The following is an 18853-nucleotide window of genomic DNA, read 5'->3' as shown; positions in this document are numbered from 1 at the left end:
GGACCCGTAGCCTTTTACCCGACTTCGCACACACGTCAGCGTATGACCGAGGCGACGGGTATCGTCGGGGAGTTCCTCGCGCTCAAGGAGGAGACCGACGCCGACATTCTCGCGATGCAGTGCGGTGACTTCTACGAGTTCTTCGCCGAGGACGCCGAGATCGTCGCCGACGAGCTCGATCTGAAGATCTCGCAGAAGTCCTCGCACGGGTCGTCCTACCCGATGGCGGGCGTGCCGCTCGACGACCTGACGCCGTACCTCTCGGCGCTGGTCGAGCGCGGGTATCGGGTGGCCGTCGCCGACCAGTACGAGACCGACGACGGGCACGCGCGCGAGATCTCCCGAGTGGTGACGCCGGGCACGCACCTCGCGACGACCGACGACGACGCGCAGTACCTCGCGGCCGTGGTTCGCGACGGCGAAGGGGGCGACGCCAAACGGACGGGAACCGACGCGACGTACGGCATCGCCGTCGCGGACGTGACGACCGGACAGTTCCTCGTCACCGAGCAATCGGGCGCCGACGCGACGGCGGCGGCGCTGACGGAACTGTACAAGTTCGACCCCGCGGAGGTGCTTCCCGGTCCCGAGGTCCGCTCTGACGATGCTTTCCTCGACGAGGTGCGCGAGCGGACCGACGCATCGCTCTCGCTGCACACCACCGAGGCGTTCGCACCGGGACGGGCGCGCCACCGGGTGCGCGAACAGTTCGGCGCGGAGACCCTGGAGAGCGTGGGTATCGCCGACGCCGACGCCGCAGTACGGGCGGCAGGGGCAGTCATCTCCTACGTGGACGAGACCGGCGCGGGCGTGCTGGCGTCGATGACGCGACTCCAGTCGTTCGACGAGTCGGCGTACGTCGACCTCGACGCGACGACCCAGCGCAACCTCGAACTCACCGAGACGATGCAGGGGGACCGGGAGGGGTCGCTGTTCGCGACGGTCGACCACACTGTCACGAGCGCCGGCGGGCGCCTCCTCCGCGAGTGGCTCCAGCGGCCGCGTCGCTCCCGCGGCGAGTTGACGCGCCGGCAATCGGCCGTGGCGGCGCTCGCCGAGGCGGCGATGGCCCGCGACCAGTTGCGAGAGACGCTCGGCGACGCGTACGACCTCGAACGGCTGGCTTCGAAAGCGGCCTCCGGGAGCGCCGACGCCCGCGACCTGCGCGCCGTCCAGGAGACGCTCGCGCTGTTGCCCGCGGTCGGCGACCTGATCGCGGAGACCGAACGCCTCGCCGAGTCGCCGCTCGCCGACGTCCTGGACCGGCCGGACCGCGAGGCGGCGGCGGAGTTGGCGACCGACCTCGACGAGGCCCTCGTCGAAGATCCTCCGGGGACGGTCACCCAGGGCGGACTGATCCGCCAGGGTTTCGACCCGGATCTAGACGAGATCATCGAGGCCCACGAGTCGGCGCTCGCGTGGATCGAGGAGTTGCCCGAACGGGAGAAGCGCAAGACCGGCATCACCCACCTCTCGGTCGACCGCAACAGGACCGACGGCTACTACATCCAGGTCGGCAACAGCGAGACCGACCAGGTCCCCGACGAGTACGAGCAGATCAAGTCGCTGAAGAACTCCGAGCGGTACGTCGTCCCGGAACTGGAGGACAGAGAACGGGAGATCCTCCGCCTCGAAGAGCGCCGCCACGAGATGGAACGAGAGATCTTCGAGCGCCTGCGCGACCGCGTTGCGGCGCGGGCGGAGGTCCTGCAGGAGACGGGCCGAGCGCTCGCCGAGTGCGACGCGCTGGCGAGTCTGGCCGCCCACGCCGTCCGCAACGACTGGACGCGGCCGGAACTGACCGACGGTCGCGCGCTGGCCGTCGAACAGGGTCGTCACCCGGTGGTCGAGCAGACGACGCAGTTCGTCCCCAACGATCTGCGGATGGACGACGAGCGGCAGTTCCTCATCGTGACCGGTCCGAACATGAGCGGGAAGTCGACGTACATGCGTCAGGCGGCGCTCATCACGCTTCTCGCACAGGTCGGGAGCTTCGTCCCGGCGCGGTCGGCTCGGGTGGGACTCGTCGACGGCATCTACACGCGCGTCGGCGCGCTCGACGAACTGGCGCAGGGCCGCTCGACGTTCATGGTCGAGATGCAGGAACTCTCGAACATCCTCCACTCCGCCAGCGATGACTCGCTCGTGATCCTCGACGAGGTCGGCCGGGGAACGGCGACCTACGACGGCATCTCCATCGCCTGGGCGGCGACGGAGTATCTCGCCAACCGGATTCAGGCGAAGACCCTCTTTGCTACCCACTATCACGAACTCACGGCGCTCGGCGAGGAACTCCCGACGGTGGAGAACGTCCACGTCGCGGCTGACGAATCCGACGGCGACGTCACTTTCCTGCGGACGGTCCGCGACGGGCCGACGAACCGGTCGTACGGGATCCACGTCGCGGATCTGGCCGGCGTCCCCGAACCAGTCGTCGACCGCTCGCGGGACGTGCTCACCAGACTCCGCGAGGAGAAAGCGATCGAGGTTCAGGGAAGCGACCGGGGCGACGGTGGGGAGACGGAACAGGTCGTCTTCGACCTCGGGTCGGGTGAGCTGGTCACCGAGGGGACGAACAGCACCCAGCAGCAGGTCGCGACCGACGGGAGTCAGACGGCAGCGCCGGCGAACGACTCGGACGGCCGGTCGCTCGATTCGGAGACGGAAGCGATTCTCGACGAGCTCGATGATATCGACGTCAACGAGACGCCGCCCGTCGAGCTGATGGCCAAAGTCCAGAACTGGCAGGAGCAACTCGAAGACAGCGACGCCGACGCCAATTGAATTCTGGCCGCCCAGCGCCGCGTGAGTCCCGGTCGTCCCTTCGCGAAGGCAGCGATTGACGAGTCGCGACTATCCGTTCGCCCGCAAACCGGCACTACTGAGGGCGTCTCGGATTCCGGGAACAGTTGGAAATATTTTTACACGGAAACGAGTACATTTTTGCATAGATGTCGACAGCTACGATTCGTAGCGTCCTCCGCGGCGACGGGGATCGATTCGTCTACGTGGTCTCCGCGTTAGCTGCACTGAACGGGCTATTGTTCGGGTTCGACACCGGGATCATCTCGGGCGCGTTCCTCTTCATCCAGGACTCGTTCGTCATGTCACCGCTGGTCGAGGGGATCATCGTCAGCGGTGCGATGGCGGGCGCGGCTGTCGGTGCGGCCGTTGGTGGCCAACTCGCCGACCGGCTCGGCCGCCGTCGGCTCATCCTCATCGCGGCCGTCGTCTTCTTCGTCGGGTCGTTCACCATGGCAGTCGCCCCGAACGTCCCCGTCCTGGTCGCGGGACGGCTGATCGACGGCGTGGCGATCGGCTTCGCCTCGATCGTCGGTCCGCTGTACATCTCAGAGATCGCACCGCCCAGGATCCGGGGTGCGCTCACGTCGCTCAATCAGCTGATGGTGACGACCGGGATCCTGATCTCGTATTTCGTCAACTTCGCGTTCGCGGACGCGGGAGCGTGGCGGTGGATGCTCGGCGCCGGAATGGTGCCGGCTGTCGTCCTCGGGATCGGGATCCTGAAGATGCCCGAAAGCCCGCGGTGGCTCTTCGAACACGGACGGGAGGACGAAGCCAGGGCCGTCCTCCAGCGGACGCGAGAAGACACCGTCGAGGGGGAACTCGCGGAGATCGAAAAGACGGTGGAGAAACAGTCGAAGACGGGACTCCGCGACCTGCTGGCACCGTGGCTCCGACCGGCACTGGTCGTCGGGCTCGGGCTCGCCGTTTTCCAGCAGATCACCGGCATCAACGCCGTCATCTACTACGCACCGACGATCCTCGAATCGACCGGGTTCGGCGGAGTGACGTCGATCCTCGCGACCGTCGGCATCGGGACCATCAACGTGGTCATGACGGTCGTCGCGATTTCGCTGGTGGACCGTGTCGGCCGGCGGAAACTCCTGCTCGTCGGCGTCAGCGGCATGGTTGTGACCCTGGCCGTGCTCGGAACCGTGTTCTACCTCCCCGGGTTCGGCGACGTCCTCGGCATCGTCGCGACGGTCAGTCTGATGCTGTTCGTCTCGTTCTTCGCCATCGGTCTCGGTCCCGTCTTCTGGCTGCTGATCTCGGAGATCTACCCGCTTTCGGTCCGCGGCTCCGCGATGGGCGTCGTCACTGTCGCCAACTGGGGTGCGAACCTCCTCGTATCGCTGACGTTCCCCGTGTTGACCGACGGGATCGGCACGCCGTGGACGTTCTGGCTGTTCGGACTCTGTAGCCTGGTCGGACTGGTGTTCGTCCACAGGTTCGTCCCCGAGACGAAAGGTCGGACCCTCGAGGCCATCGAGACCGACCTGCGCCAGAATATCTCGCTCACCGACTGACAAGCGGAATAATTGACGACGCTGGCCGACATCGACGTGAACGAGACGCCACCCGTGGAGCTGATGGCGAAAGTGCAGCAGTGGCAGGAACAATCAACCGAGGAGTGAACGGAGAATCGCGCGGCAGGCGGTCTTACTGATCCACGTCGACCTGCGCGGGGTTGGGGTCCATCTTGAACACGACGCTGGGCTCCCAGAGCAGGCGGTGTTCCTTGTAGGTGCCTTTCCCCATGCCGCCGTGTTCCTGGTTCGACTCCGTGACTTCGAGGAAGGCGAGTTCGCTGAGCAGCCCACGGATCGAGTCTGTCGTGAGGTCGTCCGCCCCTTCCGCCGCGCAGACTTTCTGGTACACGTCGTAGATGACGGTCGTCCGGAACCAGTCGCGCTCTTCGGCCGTGTTCGCGGTGAGGTTCGCCAGGGCGTAGAGGACGTACTTGCTGTGGGGCGGGAGCCCGGCGATGAGTTCCTTCAGCCGCTCGACCTCGGCCTGTTCCTGGGCCCGTTCGAGGTGGCTCTCGGTCACCTCGGCGATGCCGTTGTTCTTCGCGTAGTCGCCGGCGTGGCGCAGGAGGCGGATGGCTTTGCGCGCGTCACCGTGGCGCTGGGCGGCGAGCGCGGCCGTCTTCGGGATGACGCCGGCGTTCAGGACGCCGTCGCGGAACGCGTCGCGCCGGTTTTCGAGGATCTGTCGGAGCTGTTCACCGTCGTAGGGGTCGAAGATGAACTCGTTGTGGCCGAGGCTGCTCTTGACGCGCTCGGTCATCTGCTCGCGGAAGTTCACCTTGTTCGAGATGGAGATGATGCCGATAGGGACGTCGACCTTCCCCGCTTCCCTGGCCCGGGAGAGGAGCATCAGGACGTTGTCGTCGCCCAGGCGGTCGACCTCGTCGAGGGTGATGAGCGCGGCGTCGTACTCCCGGTCGAGGATCTCCCAGAGGCGATTGTAGTACTCGTTGGTGGAGATGCCGCGGGTCGGGATCTGGACGCCAGTGTCGGGCGTGTTGATGCCCTCGGCGATGGTCTGGATCGTGTCGGCTTCGCCTTTCGCCTGGGCGCAGTCGACGGTCACCGTCGCGAGGTCCTTGGCGCGGCGCTCGGCTTCGCCGCGGGCCCGCTCCATCACGTGGTTCGCGACGAGCGACTTGCCGGAACCGGTCTTCCCGTAGAGGATCACCGAGTTCGGCGGCGACCCGGTGACGGCCGGCCCGACTTCGTTGGCGAGATCGCGGATGTGTTCGTCGCGACCGACGATCCGGGTCTCGTCCGGGACGTGGTCGATGTTGAGCAGCTCGCGGTTCGCGAAGATCGTGTCGTCACCGCCCTCGTCGACAGACTGGAACAGCTCGTCCCCCTCCGCTGTCGCCGCGTTCCGACGCTCCTGCATGACTCTCCTGTTCGGTGGCCCGCTGAAAAATGTTTCCACTACACTCCGAGTTAGTTACCCGCCAGTGGAAGCTATATTTCAGGATAGGAGCAGTTTCGACGTAACTCCGAACCGGGTATTCCCCCACTAGATTCCGAGTTAGCGTCGGACGGTCGGCGTTCGATATCGGTCTGCGGGCGTCGAGACCGATCCGTCCCCGTGGTCGAACGGGGATCGATTCAACCTGACCGGAGACACACACCCGATTCCGAGTCAGCGATCGACCGAACGCAGACAGACGGCCGGCGTTCGGGGGCACACACCGGATTCCGAGTTAGTCGGCGTCGGTTCTTCGTCTTCGGTGGCCGCCTGGCGCGGGCGCGCGATACCGGACGAATTGTCTGCACACCGCAACGGAAATTGGACCCGACGCGGAGAGACACCTGATTCCGAGTTAGTTCTCGGGGACGGCGCGGTCGTGCTGCAACTCGCCCGCACCGGCACACACCCGATTCCGAGTTAGTTAGACGCCCGTCGTGCGACCGGGAGAAACGGACACACACCCGATTCCGAGTTAGTTCTGCGATAGTACTAGCCTCCGGGCTCTCGAATCGATCCTCTCGCGGTGAGACGGTTTTAGTTTCGGTTAGCTACCGAATAGCACGGCTATCTCTAGTGTCACTCCATCTAGATACAACCACCGTTCCTTTTCACACACTAGTAGACAGAGACTAGAAAGCTAGTTCTAGAAGGGACACACCGAATTCCGAGTTAGTTCAGCCCTCACAGCGACAGTCGACCCCGCCGAACCCCCCACTAACTCGGAATCCGGTGTGTGTCTCTCTGCCCATCACACGTCCGTCGGTCGTAACCGTCACAGTCCGGACCCCGACCGCGGTGGAGCGCCCGATGGTCCGCTCTGTCCGGATTTCGGCCGCGATTCCGGTCTGGGCCCAGTCCCAGTCGCAGACCAGACATCGGCTGACAGGTCGCCCGTTCCCGCGATCTGAGAGCGCACTCGCCACCTTATCCGTCCGGATAGCGGAGACTCGATCATGAGCGATACCGACGGGGCGTGTTCGTACTGGTCACCGGCGGACTGCGAGGGATCAATCCACTGTCCGCCGCGGTGTCCGCGGTTCGTCGACTCGCAGGGCGACCGCTGGGTCGTCCGTCCGCCGACAGCCGAGGATCGAGACGCACTGGTGGAGATGTACGACGACTTCGCGCCGGGCGAGCGAGCGCAAGGGCTCCCACCGCGAAACCGCCCCCGGGTCCGGGACTGGCTCGACGACTGTCTCGGCGAGGGGTGTAACTTCGTCGTCGCCGGCGACGACCGTGTCGTCGGTCACGCGCTGTACACGCCGACCGACGACCCAGAGCCGGAGTTCGCCATCTTCGTCCATCAGGACTACCAGCACCGGGGTATCGGGACGGAGGTGAGCAAGCACGTCCTCGCGGCGGCGGTCGTCGGCGACCGCGACGCGCTCACTCTCGTCGTCGAGCCCAGCAACCGCCCGGCCCGCCGGCTCTACGACAACCTCGGGTTCGAAACGGTCGAAGAAGTGTCGTACAACCAGGTGGGCCGGCCGATGGGCGTCCTCCGGATGCGCCGACCGCTCGACTCGTCGGCGGACACGCTCTCGTGTCGCCAACCGCCACTGGTACGCGGCGACCTCTCGCGCGCTGGGACGGACCATGCGACGTCGGATTGAGTCGCTCGCGCTGTAACGCTGTGGTGACGCGAAGACGGAAAAGGCGGGAAAGGACGGAAAGCCGGAGAAGTCGACGGAAAGACGGAGAAGGCGAGAAAGGACGAAAAGCCGGAGAAATCGACGGGAAGACGGGTAGAAATTACTGCGCAAACGCGTTATCCGAGGACGTACTCGAGCCTGGGGTAGCGCTCGACGAGGGTCTGTCCGCCGAGGTCGTAGTTCTCGATGTACTGGTCCAGTCCGAGGATTCGCCCGGCGCCGAAGGCGGCGACGGCGAGGAACACGAGCATGTACGCGAAGTCCCCGTTGATGACGCCGTGTTCGATGCTCCAGTTCCCGAAGTAGAACATGAGCATCATGAGCGCGCCAAAGAACGCCGCGAGGCGGACCAGCGCGCCGACGAGCAGCCCGAGCCCGATGAACAGCTCGCCCCACGGGACGGCGACGTTCGCGAACTCGACGAACCACGGCGTGGAGCCCATCCACGCGAACACGCTCGCGAAGGGGTTGCCGTTCGTCGCCGCGCTGTGGGTCAGGTAGCCGCCGGAGTCGAACCCGCCCGCGGCGATCTTCGTAAAGCCGGAGTAGGCGAACGCCCAGCCCATCATGAGCCGGAGCGAGAGGACGAACCAGGCGGAGAGACTGTGGGCGCGGCCGCCGACGGTGTACCCGGCGATAGTGCTCTGAAACGTGTTACGAGTGTCTGGGGAAGTGGTTGCTGCTGTCATGGTAGGCGGAAGAGAACTTCCTACTTCGTTAGACGACGGGCGAGGTAATAAGTTGGTATGTATATGCGGTAGCATGGTTCTCGATACGTTACGTGAATTATCGAGAACCGTCCGCGACCGAGGAAGAATCGCTCAGTACAGCGGTGCGATCTCCTCGGCGCCCTCGTTCAGCAACTTGTCGAGGTTGTCCTCGCGTTGGGCCTGCAACTGGTCGATGTTCTCCCTGGCCTCGATGGCGACCTGCTGGAGTTCCTTGATCCGGGGGACCTTGTGGACGCCCGAGAACAGGACGGCACTCGCGACCGTGTCGGATTCGGGGATCGGGTAGTCGCCTCCGCGGACCTCCATGCTCCCGGTCTCCTCTTCGACCCACGACCGCCCGCGCTCGATCCCCTTCCGGTTGAGGAACCCGGGCGGCCCGCCGACGACCAGCAGCGAGCGTTCGGTTCCCGACAGGTCACAGGGGAGCGTGAGTCGGCCGAGCGCGGCCTTCCGGACGAGCGACGTGATGCGGTTGGTCGTGTTGGCCTCCGCCATGTCGTCGACGGGCCCCTCGTCGCTGCCGCCGCCGACGCGCGAGAGGAGTCCCCCGTCGCTCCGGTCGACCGTCTCCGAGGCGTAGCCGACCGTGGAGACGCCGCCGCCCGCGAGCGTGTTGATGATCTCCGAGGAGTCGACGACGCTCTCGGCGACCTGCTCGTTGCCGACGGTCTCGCCGGCGGCGAAGAGCATGCCGAACCGGCGGACGATCTCGCTGTTTATCTGGTCGTACCCACCGGCCATCGACTCGCCGGTCTGTCGCCAGGCGTCGTTGTCGAAGACGAGCACGTTGTCGGTCTCGCGGACGAACGTCTGGAACGACCGCGCGGCGTTGAGGGTGTAGATGCCGCCCTCGTCGGCCGCCGGGAGGACGCCGAGACCGAAGACGGGCTCGGTGTAGATACGCTTGAGGTGCTTGGCGAGCACCGGCGCGCCGCCGCTGCCCGTGCCGCCGCCCAGCCCCGCGACGATCAGGAACGCGTCCACCTCGTGGACGGGGATCGTGTCGAGGGCGCTCTGCACCTCGCCGATGTCCTGCTCGGCGATCTCCGCGCCGAGTTCGTTGTCGGCGCCGACCCCGTGGCCCTTGACGCGTGCCTGGCCGATGAGGACCCGGTTGTCCACGGGGACGTTCTCCAGCCCGCGCAGGTCAGTCTTCGCCGTGTTGACCGCGATCGGGGCGCTGAAGATGTCCAGTCCCGTCCGGCGCTCGTAGTCGACGAACTCGTCGACGATCTTGCCGCCCGCCTGTCCGAAGCCGATGAGTGCTACTTTCATGGTTGCCTCGTGACGGGGGTCAGTGGTCGGCTCTCGCCCGCGGTAAGCCCTCGATATCCCGACGCCGACGTCGCCCCGTGTCGCTTCGGACTCGCGGCCGACACGGGTATTGTTATACGGCGTATTACCGCCGCTCGACGGCCGGGACGACCGCCTGTCGCCCGACCGAGACGACCGGCCGCCCGCACGGATTTACGCGTCGAGACCCAAAGAACGGACAGCATGAGCCACAGAGACGCGAGCCACGAGTCAATCGGCGAGCACAGCGAACGCGGCCAGCAGCGCGATTCCGGGGGCGCCGGTGGGACAGCCGGAAAACTCTCGGGCTACGTCCGGAAGGGCGCGCGTTCGGGCGCGCTCGCTGGCCTCGGCGGCGGTGCGACAGTGGTTCGCGGGCTCCGTTCCATCCGGGCCGGCCACCGCGCACGCGGGGTCGCCCGTCTCGCGGTCGGCGCCGGACTCCTCGCCATCGCGGTCGTCCAGCGCCGCTCGCGGCGCGACCGGGGCGAACGCATCGACATCGAACAGTCTGACGTGGTCGACACGAGTCCGGACATCGAGAGCGCCGCCAGCGAATCGGGAAGCCAACCGGACCACGCTGGCGGCGAGGAAGCGTCGTCGGTCGTCGACACCGGCCCGGACATCGAAGACGCCGTGGCGGACCAGCCCGAGGAGGTCGAACAGGCCGAATCGACGGCGGAAACAGACGAGAGCGGGGAGTCAGCCGACGACGTTGTCCCGCTCGCCGACGACCGCCTGGGCGCGGCGGCCTTCGACGAGCACAGCAACAAGGTGCCGGCGCCCCAGCGAGCGTTCAATCAGGAGTTCCTCTCGATGAACGCCGAGGTGGTCTGGGGGATCCGCGACGACGATGCGGTCGTCGTCTCGCAACTGTACGACCCGATCGAGGACGGCGACGACGTCCGATACGTCGCCAGCACGCAGGTCACCGAGGACCGACTGGTGACCGTCCCGGACGAGGTCCTCGACCACTGGGAGAGCGTCTACGACGGCGTCCGCGTCGCCGGCGGCGACGACATCGTGTTCGCGACGGGCGACGAACTGGAGCGCAACGAGCAGTTGCTCGTCGTCCCCGAGGCGTACACCGACGGCGTGGTGAGCGACGACGCCTGACTCGCGACGCCCGAGGGGTACTCACCGCTCGCGTCCCCGCTCCGAGCCCGGTCCGCGTGCAGGTCAGTTCTCGCGAAACTGCCCGCCTGCCGACCCCTCCGGCGGGGTGGCCTCCACCCAGTTCGATTCGTCGAGGACGAACCGAGAGGCGACCGCAGCGACGCGCCGGGCGGTCTCCTCGCGGCCGAACAGGGAGATGCTCCCCAGCGACGCGCCGACGCTCTTGCTCGCCTCGCGAGTCGGGATCGACGGGTCGCCGACCAGGTCTTCGAGTTCGCGCGTGAGCCGTTCGTCGAGTTCCTTCCGGGCGGGTCTGGAGAGTTCACTCCCCGCCGGCAGGAGGTCGTAGGTGACCGCGTACCCCTCCTCGTAGCGTTCGACGGCGAAAAACGGCGTCCGCTCGCGCTCGGCGCGCTCGTACTCGGCGTCCCGGGTCGCCTGGTCCTCGTAACACGGCACCTCCGCCGGCTCGTATCCCTCTGTCACGCGTGGCAGTTGGCGCCTCGGTACCATAAACGTCGGGCGGGTCACAGATCGGTCGGTCCCGATTCCACGATGAGTCGCGGCCGTTCGGTCTCGGTTCGTGCGGGATCGGTAACTAAAGGCCGCATTTGAGTTAGCGAAACCTACTACGTAGCTGCGGGGTTCAGATCGACTACATGCCCAGAACGGAAACCGCAACCGCCTGCTGGCTGGCCGCACTGGTCGTCGTCGGCACCCTCGTCGCCGTGGTGCCCGCCGGTGCGACCGCCGCAACGCCCTCCACCCCGTCCGCCGCTTCGGCGGACGCGCAGTCGAACAGTTCCGACGGAACGACCGTCCCGATGGCGTTCGAGGAGACCGACGACGGCGCGACGATCGTCGGTGGCGTCGAACTGCCGAAGAACTACAGCGTCCGGTCGGTTCCCAGAACGCTGAACGGGTCGATCGTCCGCTACGAAGACGACCGGGTCGACTGGAAGCGGACGTTCTCGACCACGAACGCGACGACGCAAGTGAGCGACGTGGCCGTCGACGACGACGGTGACGTGTACGCGTTCGTCACCACGCGGGACACCCAGACCGAGACGTACCCGCCGGAGACGACCGTCGAGGTCGTTCGACTCACGAGCGACGGCGACGTGACCTGGCGATACGAACTGAACGCGAGCGCACAGTCGACGTACGGGACGACCGGCGATACGCTCCGCGCCACCGACCAGGGCGTCGCGGTCGCCGTCGGCCTCCCCGGTGACGACGGCGTCCGCCTCGCGGAACTCACGAGCGGCGAGGCGATCTGGAGCAAGACCTACGGCGTCGACGCCTCTCCGACGTCGCTCCGTGTGACCGAGGACGGGTTCCTGATCGCCGGCAACGCCGGCTATTCGAACCCCTGGGTGCTCCGGACGGGCCAGTCGGGCCAGGTGCGGTTCAACAGGACCGTCAGCGGCAACGTCGACCAGCGCGTCGTCGACGCGGTCCCCACCGACGACGGCGGTGCGCTCCTCGCCGGCACCCAGACCGACTTCGGCGGCGCCTACAGCACGAACACGTGGGTCAGCCGCGTCGACGACGGGGGCGTCACTCGCTGGAGTCGCCTCTACGGCGTCGGCAACGAGAGCCGGGTCCAGCAGGTGTTCGCCCACCGCGATGGCGTCGTCCTCCTCGAACAGGGGCGAAACCGATTCCGCGGTGAGACGGCGATCCGCCTCCGCGGCGTCGACGACGACGGCAGTCAGCTGTTCGACCGGACCGCACAGTTCAACGGGACGATCACCGCCGCCCATCGGGTCGACGGTGAACTCCGACTCGCCGGCGTGACCGGTCTCCTGTCCGACCGCATCGCGACCACCGAGTCGACGGTCTCCATCCCCAACATCGGTCACGTCGACCACAGCGGTCTCAGCGCCGACGTCGACGTCTCCTCCAACGAGACGTTCTACCGCGGGCAGAACGTCCGGTTCGCGGACCGCGGAGCGAACGGAGCGACGTACGAACTCGTCCGGCTCCCCGGTCGGACCGACTTCTTCGATCCCCACGTCGTCCGCCGCGTCTCCTTCGACGACGGCGAGGCCGTCCTGGAGTCGGCGACGCTCCCCGACGGCGAGTACGTGCTCCGGAACGACGACGGCGAGTCGCTCGTCCTCGACGACGGACGCGTCGTCGGCACCGGCACGGACGCCGAGGCCGCGTTCTCCCTCGCCAGTCAGAACTTCTTCCGCCTCGAGACCAACCGCACGTTCGTCGACGCGGCCGCCGGCGAGAACCGCGTTTCGCTCTCGCTGGACTCCGAACGCACGGACTACGTCGTCCACGTCGCAGTCGAAGACGCCAACGGCGAGTCCGTCTCGGCCGACGAACTGCGTGACGCCTTCGGCGCGGTCGGCGCCTTCACCGGCGTCGAGCGCGACGGCGGCCGGCCCGTCGCCCGCCTCGAAGTCAGCGGGGACGTCCGGATGAACGTCTCCGCGGCCGCGTTCGACGCTGGCCTCTACGAGGTCGGCGTCAGTGCCGTCGACACGCGAGAGGCCGGTGCGTCGGCCACCGGGCGACTCGTCGTCGCGCAGGAGTCCAACCGCACGGTCGGGCTCTCCCTGAACGAGACGTCACTCACCGTCCCGGTCGACGGCACGGCGAAGACGAACCTCACGCTCAGCGGGGTCGACAACGGGATCTCGGCGCTTTCGATCTCCGCGAACCGGACCGGGTCCCCGGCCGTCTGGCCCGACCTCGACCTGAATATCAACGCTTCGCGGCTCTCCGCGAGCGCCGGCGGTAGCTCTCACAGCGCAGAAGCGTCGGCCACCGCGTTCGACGGCGCCACCGGAAACGGGACCGTCGCCATCGGCACGCTCGGCGTCGAGACGGACACCTTCAGCAACGACCCGATCGAGCCCGGCAACAACACGATCACGCTCCGCGTCGACTGGGTCGTCGACGAGGACGGCGTCCCCTACGCCCTCCCCGACCCGATCACCGTCCCCGTCGAAGTCGTCGAGTCGACGAACGAGACCAACGGCGAAACCGACGAGGGCGGCGTCGGCGTCCCCGGGGGCAGCGGTGACGACGAGCGTTCCGGCGGCGCCAGTGACGGTTCCGGAAGCGAAGACAGCGGCAGTAACTCGGCCACGAACTCGACGGCCGCCGCGACCGACGAGTAGTCGCTGAACGCCCGCAGCCTTTTTTCGGACGCTGATTGTCGTCACTGCCGATCGACGCAATCGCCCGCGACAGACCGATCTCGACCGATTCCACCGGTCCACCGATCGCTTCAGTCGCGGCCTGTCGAGCGTCCGTTCGCCGTCGGCTCTGTCGATTACGTTCCCGACTCGCCGGTCACCAGGCCGCGTCGAGGACGGCTTCGATCTCCGCCGTCGACGGGTCGAGCCCTTCCGGAGCGCCTTCCATCAGACTGTCCTCCCGGATCGCCTCGGCGATGGCGGGGAACTCGTCGCGAGAGAGTCCCTCGATCGCGCGCAATCGGGACGGGAGTTCGAGGTCGTCGCTGACTGCCGCGACCGCGTCGGCGACCCGTTCGGCGGTCTCGGCGTCGCCGGCGTCCGCTCCGGCGACGCCGAACGCCTCGGCGAGCAGGTCGCGGCGCCCGTTCACGTGGTCGAAGACGTACCGGAGGACGTGGGGCGCGAGGATGCCGTGGACCGTCCCCTGGTGGACGTCGTAGTCGTGGGAGAAGCCGTGGCCGAACGCGTGGACGACCGAGGCCCGGTAGGTCCCGGGCGTGGAGATGCCGTACTGCGCGAGCACGACGCCCGAAACCGCGTCGTACAGTCGATCGGGGTCCATCGACTCGTCGGGAAGCGTCCCGAATCCCGACTGCATGAGCGAGAGCGCCCGCATGGCCGTGCCGTCGGTCACCGGCGTCCGGTACCGGGAGTAGAGACACTCGACGGCCTTGTCGAAGCCGTTCATCGCCGACGCGCAGAGCACGCTCCTGGGAGTCGTTTCGAACAGCGCCGGGTCGTAACAGAGCGCCGTCGGCATCAGCCGGCGGTCACCGACAGATCCGTTAGGGATCTCGCGGTCCGAGCGCCCGGCCGACTCCAGCGTGAGGCCGACGCCGGCGATCACCGAGAGGTCCGCCCCTGCCAGCGTCGTCGGGACGGCGACGACCGGCGTCGGCTCGCCATCGGGCGCGACGGCGACGGCCCCGGATTCGAGCGCGCGTTCCGCGGCAGCGTCGACGTCTTCGTGGCTCGTCAGTGCGCTGATCACCTTCGCCACGTCGAGACTGCTCCCGCTCCCGACGGCGACCAGCGCGTCGATCCCGTCCTCCCTGACGCGCCGAGCGCCGTCCAGACCCGTCCGCAGGGACTTCGCGGGCGTCGTCTCGTCGAACACGCCGGCGAGCCGGTCGCCGAGGCCCGCCTCGATCGGCCCCATCACGTCCCGATTCGCCCCCACGTTCGAGCCGGTCACGACCAGTGCGTCGTCCAGGTTCCGCTCGGCCAGGACGGCCCCGAGATCTGCCGTGGACCCCCGGGCGCACCGGAGTTCGCCCGGGTCGTAGTCGAATGTGAACCCGCGCTCGGAACCGCGCGTATCGGTCGTCATACGCCCGGATCGGTCGATAGATCCGTAAGTCCACCGGGCCAGTCGGTCGGAGTGGCCCCGACGAGCAGATCCCAGCTGGTGTCGTCTGTCGACTCCGAACCCTCGTGTGGGAAACGGTTATCTCCCTCCGTGAGACAACCGTTCCCGGTAACCGGCGTTCGGACGTGGGTCCACCGCTACGTCGCCGGACCGATCGTCGCAGATTCGCACAAACAGCAGACATATATCAGAATTTTATACATGACATTATAGTTAGTGTGGAGAGAACGTATGGGTTTCGTATCCGAGTCGAGTACCGACGTCTTAGAGACAGGTACGACAGATTTCAGCCGATCAAAAGTCCTGTCTCTCGGAAACATACTTCGATCGACACCTGCCGGGAAGATGCAATTAAGTCCCGAATAAACCCGAGACAGGGCTTCTTTCAGATCTCGACGGCAAATCTACGAAACGAACTGTCTGTCGCCACTTTCCGAAAAAGGTAACCTGTCTTTCACCGTTCGAGACCGTCGAACGTCGCGACGCAGCAGTCGGCCGACGGAGGTTCGGAGAACGGCGGCGCGGTCGCGTCGCTCGCGGGTCGTTCGGCAAGGAGTGGTGCGGAGTTCCGCGCCGTCGAGACGGTCGCGCCGCGTGACGGCCGACGGAACCCGAGTGGTAATTGCGATCCGGCTGCGGCGAACGCGTGGGCGGGCGTTCAGTCGATCGGAGCGGTCAGCGACCGAACCGTCGACGAGCCGGTGTGTGCCGGCTTACTCCGGCGGTTCGAACTCCGTGTCGTAGCTCGCTTCGACGAGGCCGCCGAGGATGAGCGCGGCGCTGATGCCGAAGCCGCGCTCGTAGTCGAGCCCGCGGTGGGCCGCGTCCGGCCACTCGAAGTCGCGGACGTTGCCCCAGGCGCCCCAGTTGTACTGGTGGAACACGAAGTGGGGCAGGTAGTAGTTGTAGTACCGGGCGCACTTCCGGTAGAGGTCCTGGAGCTGCTCCTCGGACGTGTCGGGGTCGCGGATCTGGTAGACGATATCCGCCAGGTTGATCTCCTCGCCGTCCGAGAGGTCCGGGTCGCGACCGGCCTCGTCCGGTGCCTCGATGGAGCCGACCTCCGAGGGAATCTGGACCTGGAGCGGCTTGCCCTGCGAGTCCATCTCGGTGTCGCGGTCGACCCGTTCGGTGGGCGAGCCCGATTTGCCCATCACGAGCGTGCCGGACCACCAGCCGGGCGTGCTGTTGTAGTACCCGAACGAGTTGCCGTACCCGTGCCAGAAGATCGAGGAGTCGTAGTTGAGGCCGTCGCTGGCGGTGAGGTTGCTCTGCCAGCTCGACCACCCCTGGCTGCTGAAGTTGACGCCGAATCCGAACTTGGACAGGTTCGCCTTGATCGTCTGGGCGGCGCCGGCGTAGTCGCCGATGGCCGACGGGTAGATGAGGTCAATCTCCGCGGCGTCGCCGTTGGGATCCACCCACTGGCCGCCCTGCTTGCTGTAGCCGCCGCGTTCGAGGTATTCCGCGGCAGCGTCGAGGTCCGACTCGACGGGCCAGCTGTGGAGACTGTCGAGGAAGTCGCTCGAGAACGTCGACTGCGACTGCGCGTCGAGCATGTACGTGTGGTTCTCGATGGGCACGGACCGTTCGTCACCCCAGCCGTTCGCACCGGCGGCGGTCCAGTCGACCGCCGCCACGAGCGCGCGGCGTACCCAGAGGTTCCGGAGGTGTTCACCGTGCCAGTTGAACCGCCACTTGTCCCCGCCCGTCGACCGCAGCCAGCGGGTGATCTCCTGCATGTGGTCCGGCAGGCTCTCTCGCGGGTAGAGGCTGTTCGGTGCGACGATGTTCCCGTTGAGGTCGAGCGACCCGTTGCTCGCGAGGGTCTGTCGACGGTCGCCCTCACCCCACATGAGGGCGAGCTCCGTGACGTTGGTGTTAGCGGCGTTCGGGTGTGCGGCTTCGGTGTCTCCGCTGCTCGCCGCGGCCTCGTCGCGGAGCCGCAGCGTGAGCCGGGCCGAGCCGATGTCGTCCTCAGAGCGGATCTCGTACGGGCCGCTCCCCCAGCCCTCGTCCATCAGGCGCTGGAGCGAGATGCGGTCGCTAGTGAGGTCATCCGTGACCGACTGCGCCTCGTCGGCGGAGGAGGCGTCCTGGTAGCGCTCGAAGTACGGCCGCGTGAAGTCGGGGTGCAGCGGCATGTCGCCGTCGTTCGGCGCCGCGTTGGCCTCGAGGATGTGCCTGGCCTGCGGGTTGTCCTCGAGTCCGTTGCTCCCGTCGGCGTTCCACCAGTGGTACTCCCACTGGCTGGTGGCCTCGCTCTGGAAGGCCGTGTCCTCGTTGAATTTGTTCCCGTTCTGGAAGTAATGCACGTGGTCGTGGAGCTCGCGCGCCTCGGCGTCGAAGGGATCCCCGTTCCAGTAGGTCGCGCGGTCGTCGTGCATCTCGTAGACGTCGTACGGCGCCTCGACCTCGTAGCCCTCGTACCACGTCATTATCGAGACGCTTTCCTTCCCGGGCTTCCAGGGCGTCTCGATCTCCAGGCCGCTGTAGGCCATCTCGCGCGTGTGCACGTTCATCAGGGCGTGGAGTTCCGTCATGAACCCAATGCCGGTCGTATTGTCCTGGGGTGCCCAGAGGTTCGCGTCGAACACGTCCGGCGAGTTAGCCTGGAAGATCCGGATCTCGCTCGTCACCGGCTCGCCTTCCGGCGTCGGCTCCTGGGTAGCGGTGTCGGACCCGGACGGCGTGTCCCCCGAACCAGAATCGGTCGACGTCGGCGTCTCTGTCGGCGTCGACCCCGGGTCGGCCGTCGTTCCGTCTCCACCCTGCGACGGGCAGCCAGCGAGACCGGTGATCCCGACACCGGCCAGCAACTGTGCGTACTGCCGTCGCGACAATCTATCGCGCAGGTTGTCATACTCCCGCATAGTAACCCACTTCATCGCATGCTATAAAAAAATTACTAGTATTCGATTACCCATTCGACCGGCTCTCGTCCGCGTTCGCGGGCGTCTGGCGCCGGCCTCGGAGAGAACCGGTCTGGCCAGTACGCCTCGACGAGGACGGCGTGTGGATCGACAATCCGTGTGGAGCTCCGCGACTCCTCGCAGACGGCGCTGCGACCGCCGGAATCGACGATTCCGTCCGCCGCTCCAGCGCCCCCGTTATAAGTGACCGGTTTTCACCACTACTGTTTCACGATATGGGACAATACGGCGTGAAACGCGATTTCGACTCGGCCTGAGGCCGGGGATCCAGGACCGGGATCCCTGGTTCGCCGAAGCGATTACACTGTTATCACAGTAATAGATGGACCGTCCAGCAAAAGCACTCTGATCGACTGAGCACACGTCTGTTTCAGGATGTGAAACGGAGTGGAGGATTCGGCACAGTCTGTCCGGCCTGCCGTCCGTGGGCCAGCGCGTAGGCGAGATCAGTGTTGCGAGTGAGCGGTGCGACGACGCCCACGATAATATCGGATCGCCTGGAACAGGCGCCCTTCGGCGTCTTCAGGCCCACTTCAGCGGTTCCAGATTTCGGCCAGTTCGCATTGGAACTGGTCCGCGGCATCCGGCTATACGAGGCCCAGAGTTACCGTCGAATCCCGATCTCTCGCCCGATGGGCGACAGATCCCCGCTCTGTCCACCCGAGCGAAAACCGACGCACCCCGCACGATCGAGATTACGGATCTACAATTGTAATTCTCTCGACGACGCGTGCGGATGCGA

11 protein-coding genes are annotated in these 18853 nt (G+C 66.5%); 5 read left to right on the top strand and 6 right to left on the bottom strand.

All coding sequences use genetic code 11. The annotated features are described in order from the left end of the window. Window positions 1-42 precede the first annotated feature (42 nt). Both mutS and ACMGFE_RS02885 read left to right on the top strand, forming a co-directional pair. On the top strand, window positions 43-2784 hold the full coding sequence (gene mutS / locus ACMGFE_RS02890; protein ID WP_436923587.1) for a DNA mismatch repair protein MutS: 2742 nt from the start codon (window positions 43-45) through the stop codon (window positions 2782-2784). 167 nt (window positions 2785-2951) lie between these two features. Beyond that, window positions 2952-4331: a sugar porter family MFS transporter gene (locus ACMGFE_RS02885; protein ID WP_436923586.1), complete on the top strand. Its 1380-nt coding sequence runs from the start codon at window positions 2952-2954 to the stop codon at window positions 4329-4331. Window positions 4332-4464: 133 nt separating this feature from the next. On the opposite strand, the gene ACMGFE_RS02880 is transcribed toward ACMGFE_RS02885, so the two are convergent. Further along, window positions 4465-5715, bottom strand: a complete 1251-nt coding sequence (locus tag ACMGFE_RS02880) for an orc1/cdc6 family replication initiation protein (protein WP_436923585.1) — start codon at window positions 5713-5715, stop codon at window positions 4465-4467. Window positions 5716-6749: 1034 nt separating this feature from the next. Between ACMGFE_RS02880 and ACMGFE_RS02875 the strand changes: the two genes are divergently transcribed. Then, window positions 6750-7409: a GNAT family N-acetyltransferase gene (locus ACMGFE_RS02875; protein ID WP_436923584.1), complete on the top strand. Its 660-nt coding sequence runs from the start codon at window positions 6750-6752 to the stop codon at window positions 7407-7409. A 155-nt stretch (window positions 7410-7564) separates the two neighbouring features. On the opposite strand, the gene ACMGFE_RS02870 is transcribed toward ACMGFE_RS02875, so the two are convergent. Both ACMGFE_RS02870 and ACMGFE_RS02865 read right to left on the bottom strand, forming a co-directional pair. Next, complete coding sequence (locus ACMGFE_RS02870) at window positions 7565-8137, bottom strand: DoxX family protein (protein ID WP_436923583.1); 573 nt, start codon at window positions 8135-8137, stop codon at window positions 7565-7567. Between the two features lie 132 nt (window positions 8138-8269). Next, complete coding sequence (locus ACMGFE_RS02865; protein ID WP_436923582.1) at window positions 8270-9454, bottom strand: tubulin/FtsZ family protein; 1185 nt, start codon at window positions 9452-9454, stop codon at window positions 8270-8272. Between the two features lie 222 nt (window positions 9455-9676). Here ACMGFE_RS02865 and ACMGFE_RS02860 point away from each other — a divergent pair, with 222 nt between their 5' ends. Continuing rightward, window positions 9677-10588, top strand: a complete 912-nt coding sequence (locus ACMGFE_RS02860) for a hypothetical protein (protein ID WP_436923581.1) — start codon at window positions 9677-9679, stop codon at window positions 10586-10588. A gap of 63 nt (window positions 10589-10651) precedes the next feature. On the opposite strand, the gene ACMGFE_RS02855 is transcribed toward ACMGFE_RS02860, so the two are convergent. Continuing rightward, a complete protein-coding gene (locus ACMGFE_RS02855) occupies window positions 10652-11074 on the bottom strand; it encodes a hypothetical protein (RefSeq protein WP_436923580.1) in 423 nt (140 codons plus the stop codon). Window positions 11075-11247: 173 nt separating this feature from the next. Between ACMGFE_RS02855 and ACMGFE_RS02850 the strand changes: the two genes are divergently transcribed. Next, window positions 11248-13728 (top strand): hypothetical protein, encoded by a 2481-nt coding sequence (locus ACMGFE_RS02850; protein ID WP_436923579.1) that lies wholly within the window; start codon window positions 11248-11250, stop codon window positions 13726-13728. A gap of 175 nt (window positions 13729-13903) precedes the next feature. Here ACMGFE_RS02850 and ACMGFE_RS02845 read toward each other — a convergent pair whose 3' ends face one another. Continuing rightward, the gene (locus tag ACMGFE_RS02845; protein ID WP_436923578.1) at window positions 13904-15139 is read right to left on the bottom strand and encodes an iron-containing alcohol dehydrogenase family protein; all 1236 of its coding nucleotides are present in this window, start codon (window positions 15137-15139) and stop codon (window positions 13904-13906) included. Window positions 15140-15891: 752 nt separating this feature from the next. Further along, window positions 15892-18051 (bottom strand): ABC transporter substrate-binding protein, encoded by a 2160-nt coding sequence (locus tag ACMGFE_RS02840; protein WP_436923577.1) that lies wholly within the window; start codon window positions 18049-18051, stop codon window positions 15892-15894. Between the last annotated feature and the right edge of the window lie 802 nt (window positions 18052-18853).

Origin of the sequence: Halosimplex amylolyticum, assembly GCF_051414035.1 — an archaeon.
Lineage (GTDB): Archaea > Halobacteriota > Halobacteria > Halobacteriales > Haloarculaceae > Halosimplex > Halosimplex amylolyticum.
Note: the sequence above shows the minus strand (reverse complement) of the source record. Positions and strands in the feature narration are given on the sequence as shown.

What these genes read in the sequence shown, in the direction of transcription:
- ACMGFE_RS02860 (WP_436923581.1), top strand. Translation starts at nt 9,677, where the DNA reads ATGAGCCACAGAGACGCGAGCCACGAGTCAATCGGCGAGCACAGCGAA.
- ACMGFE_RS02840 (WP_436923577.1), bottom strand. Translation starts at nt 18,051, where the DNA reads ATGCGGGAGTATGACAACCTGCGCGATAGATTGTCGCGACGGCAGTAC.
- ACMGFE_RS02875 (WP_436923584.1), top strand. Translation starts at nt 6,750, where the DNA reads ATGAGCGATACCGACGGGGCGTGTTCGTACTGGTCACCGGCGGACTGC.
- ACMGFE_RS02880 (WP_436923585.1), bottom strand. Translation starts at nt 5,715, where the DNA reads ATGCAGGAGCGTCGGAACGCGGCGACAGCGGAGGGGGACGAGCTGTTC.
- ACMGFE_RS02865 (WP_436923582.1), bottom strand. Translation starts at nt 9,454, where the DNA reads ATGAAAGTAGCACTCATCGGCTTCGGACAGGCGGGCGGCAAGATCGTC.
- ACMGFE_RS02850 (WP_436923579.1), top strand. Translation starts at nt 11,248, where the DNA reads ATGCCCAGAACGGAAACCGCAACCGCCTGCTGGCTGGCCGCACTGGTC.
- mutS (WP_436923587.1), top strand. Translation starts at nt 43, where the DNA reads ATGACCGAGGCGACGGGTATCGTCGGGGAGTTCCTCGCGCTCAAGGAG.
- ACMGFE_RS02870 (WP_436923583.1), bottom strand. Translation starts at nt 8,137, where the DNA reads ATGACAGCAGCAACCACTTCCCCAGACACTCGTAACACGTTTCAGAGC.
- ACMGFE_RS02885 (WP_436923586.1), top strand. Translation starts at nt 2,952, where the DNA reads ATGTCGACAGCTACGATTCGTAGCGTCCTCCGCGGCGACGGGGATCGA.
- ACMGFE_RS02845 (WP_436923578.1), bottom strand. Translation starts at nt 15,139, where the DNA reads ATGACGACCGATACGCGCGGTTCCGAGCGCGGGTTCACATTCGACTAC.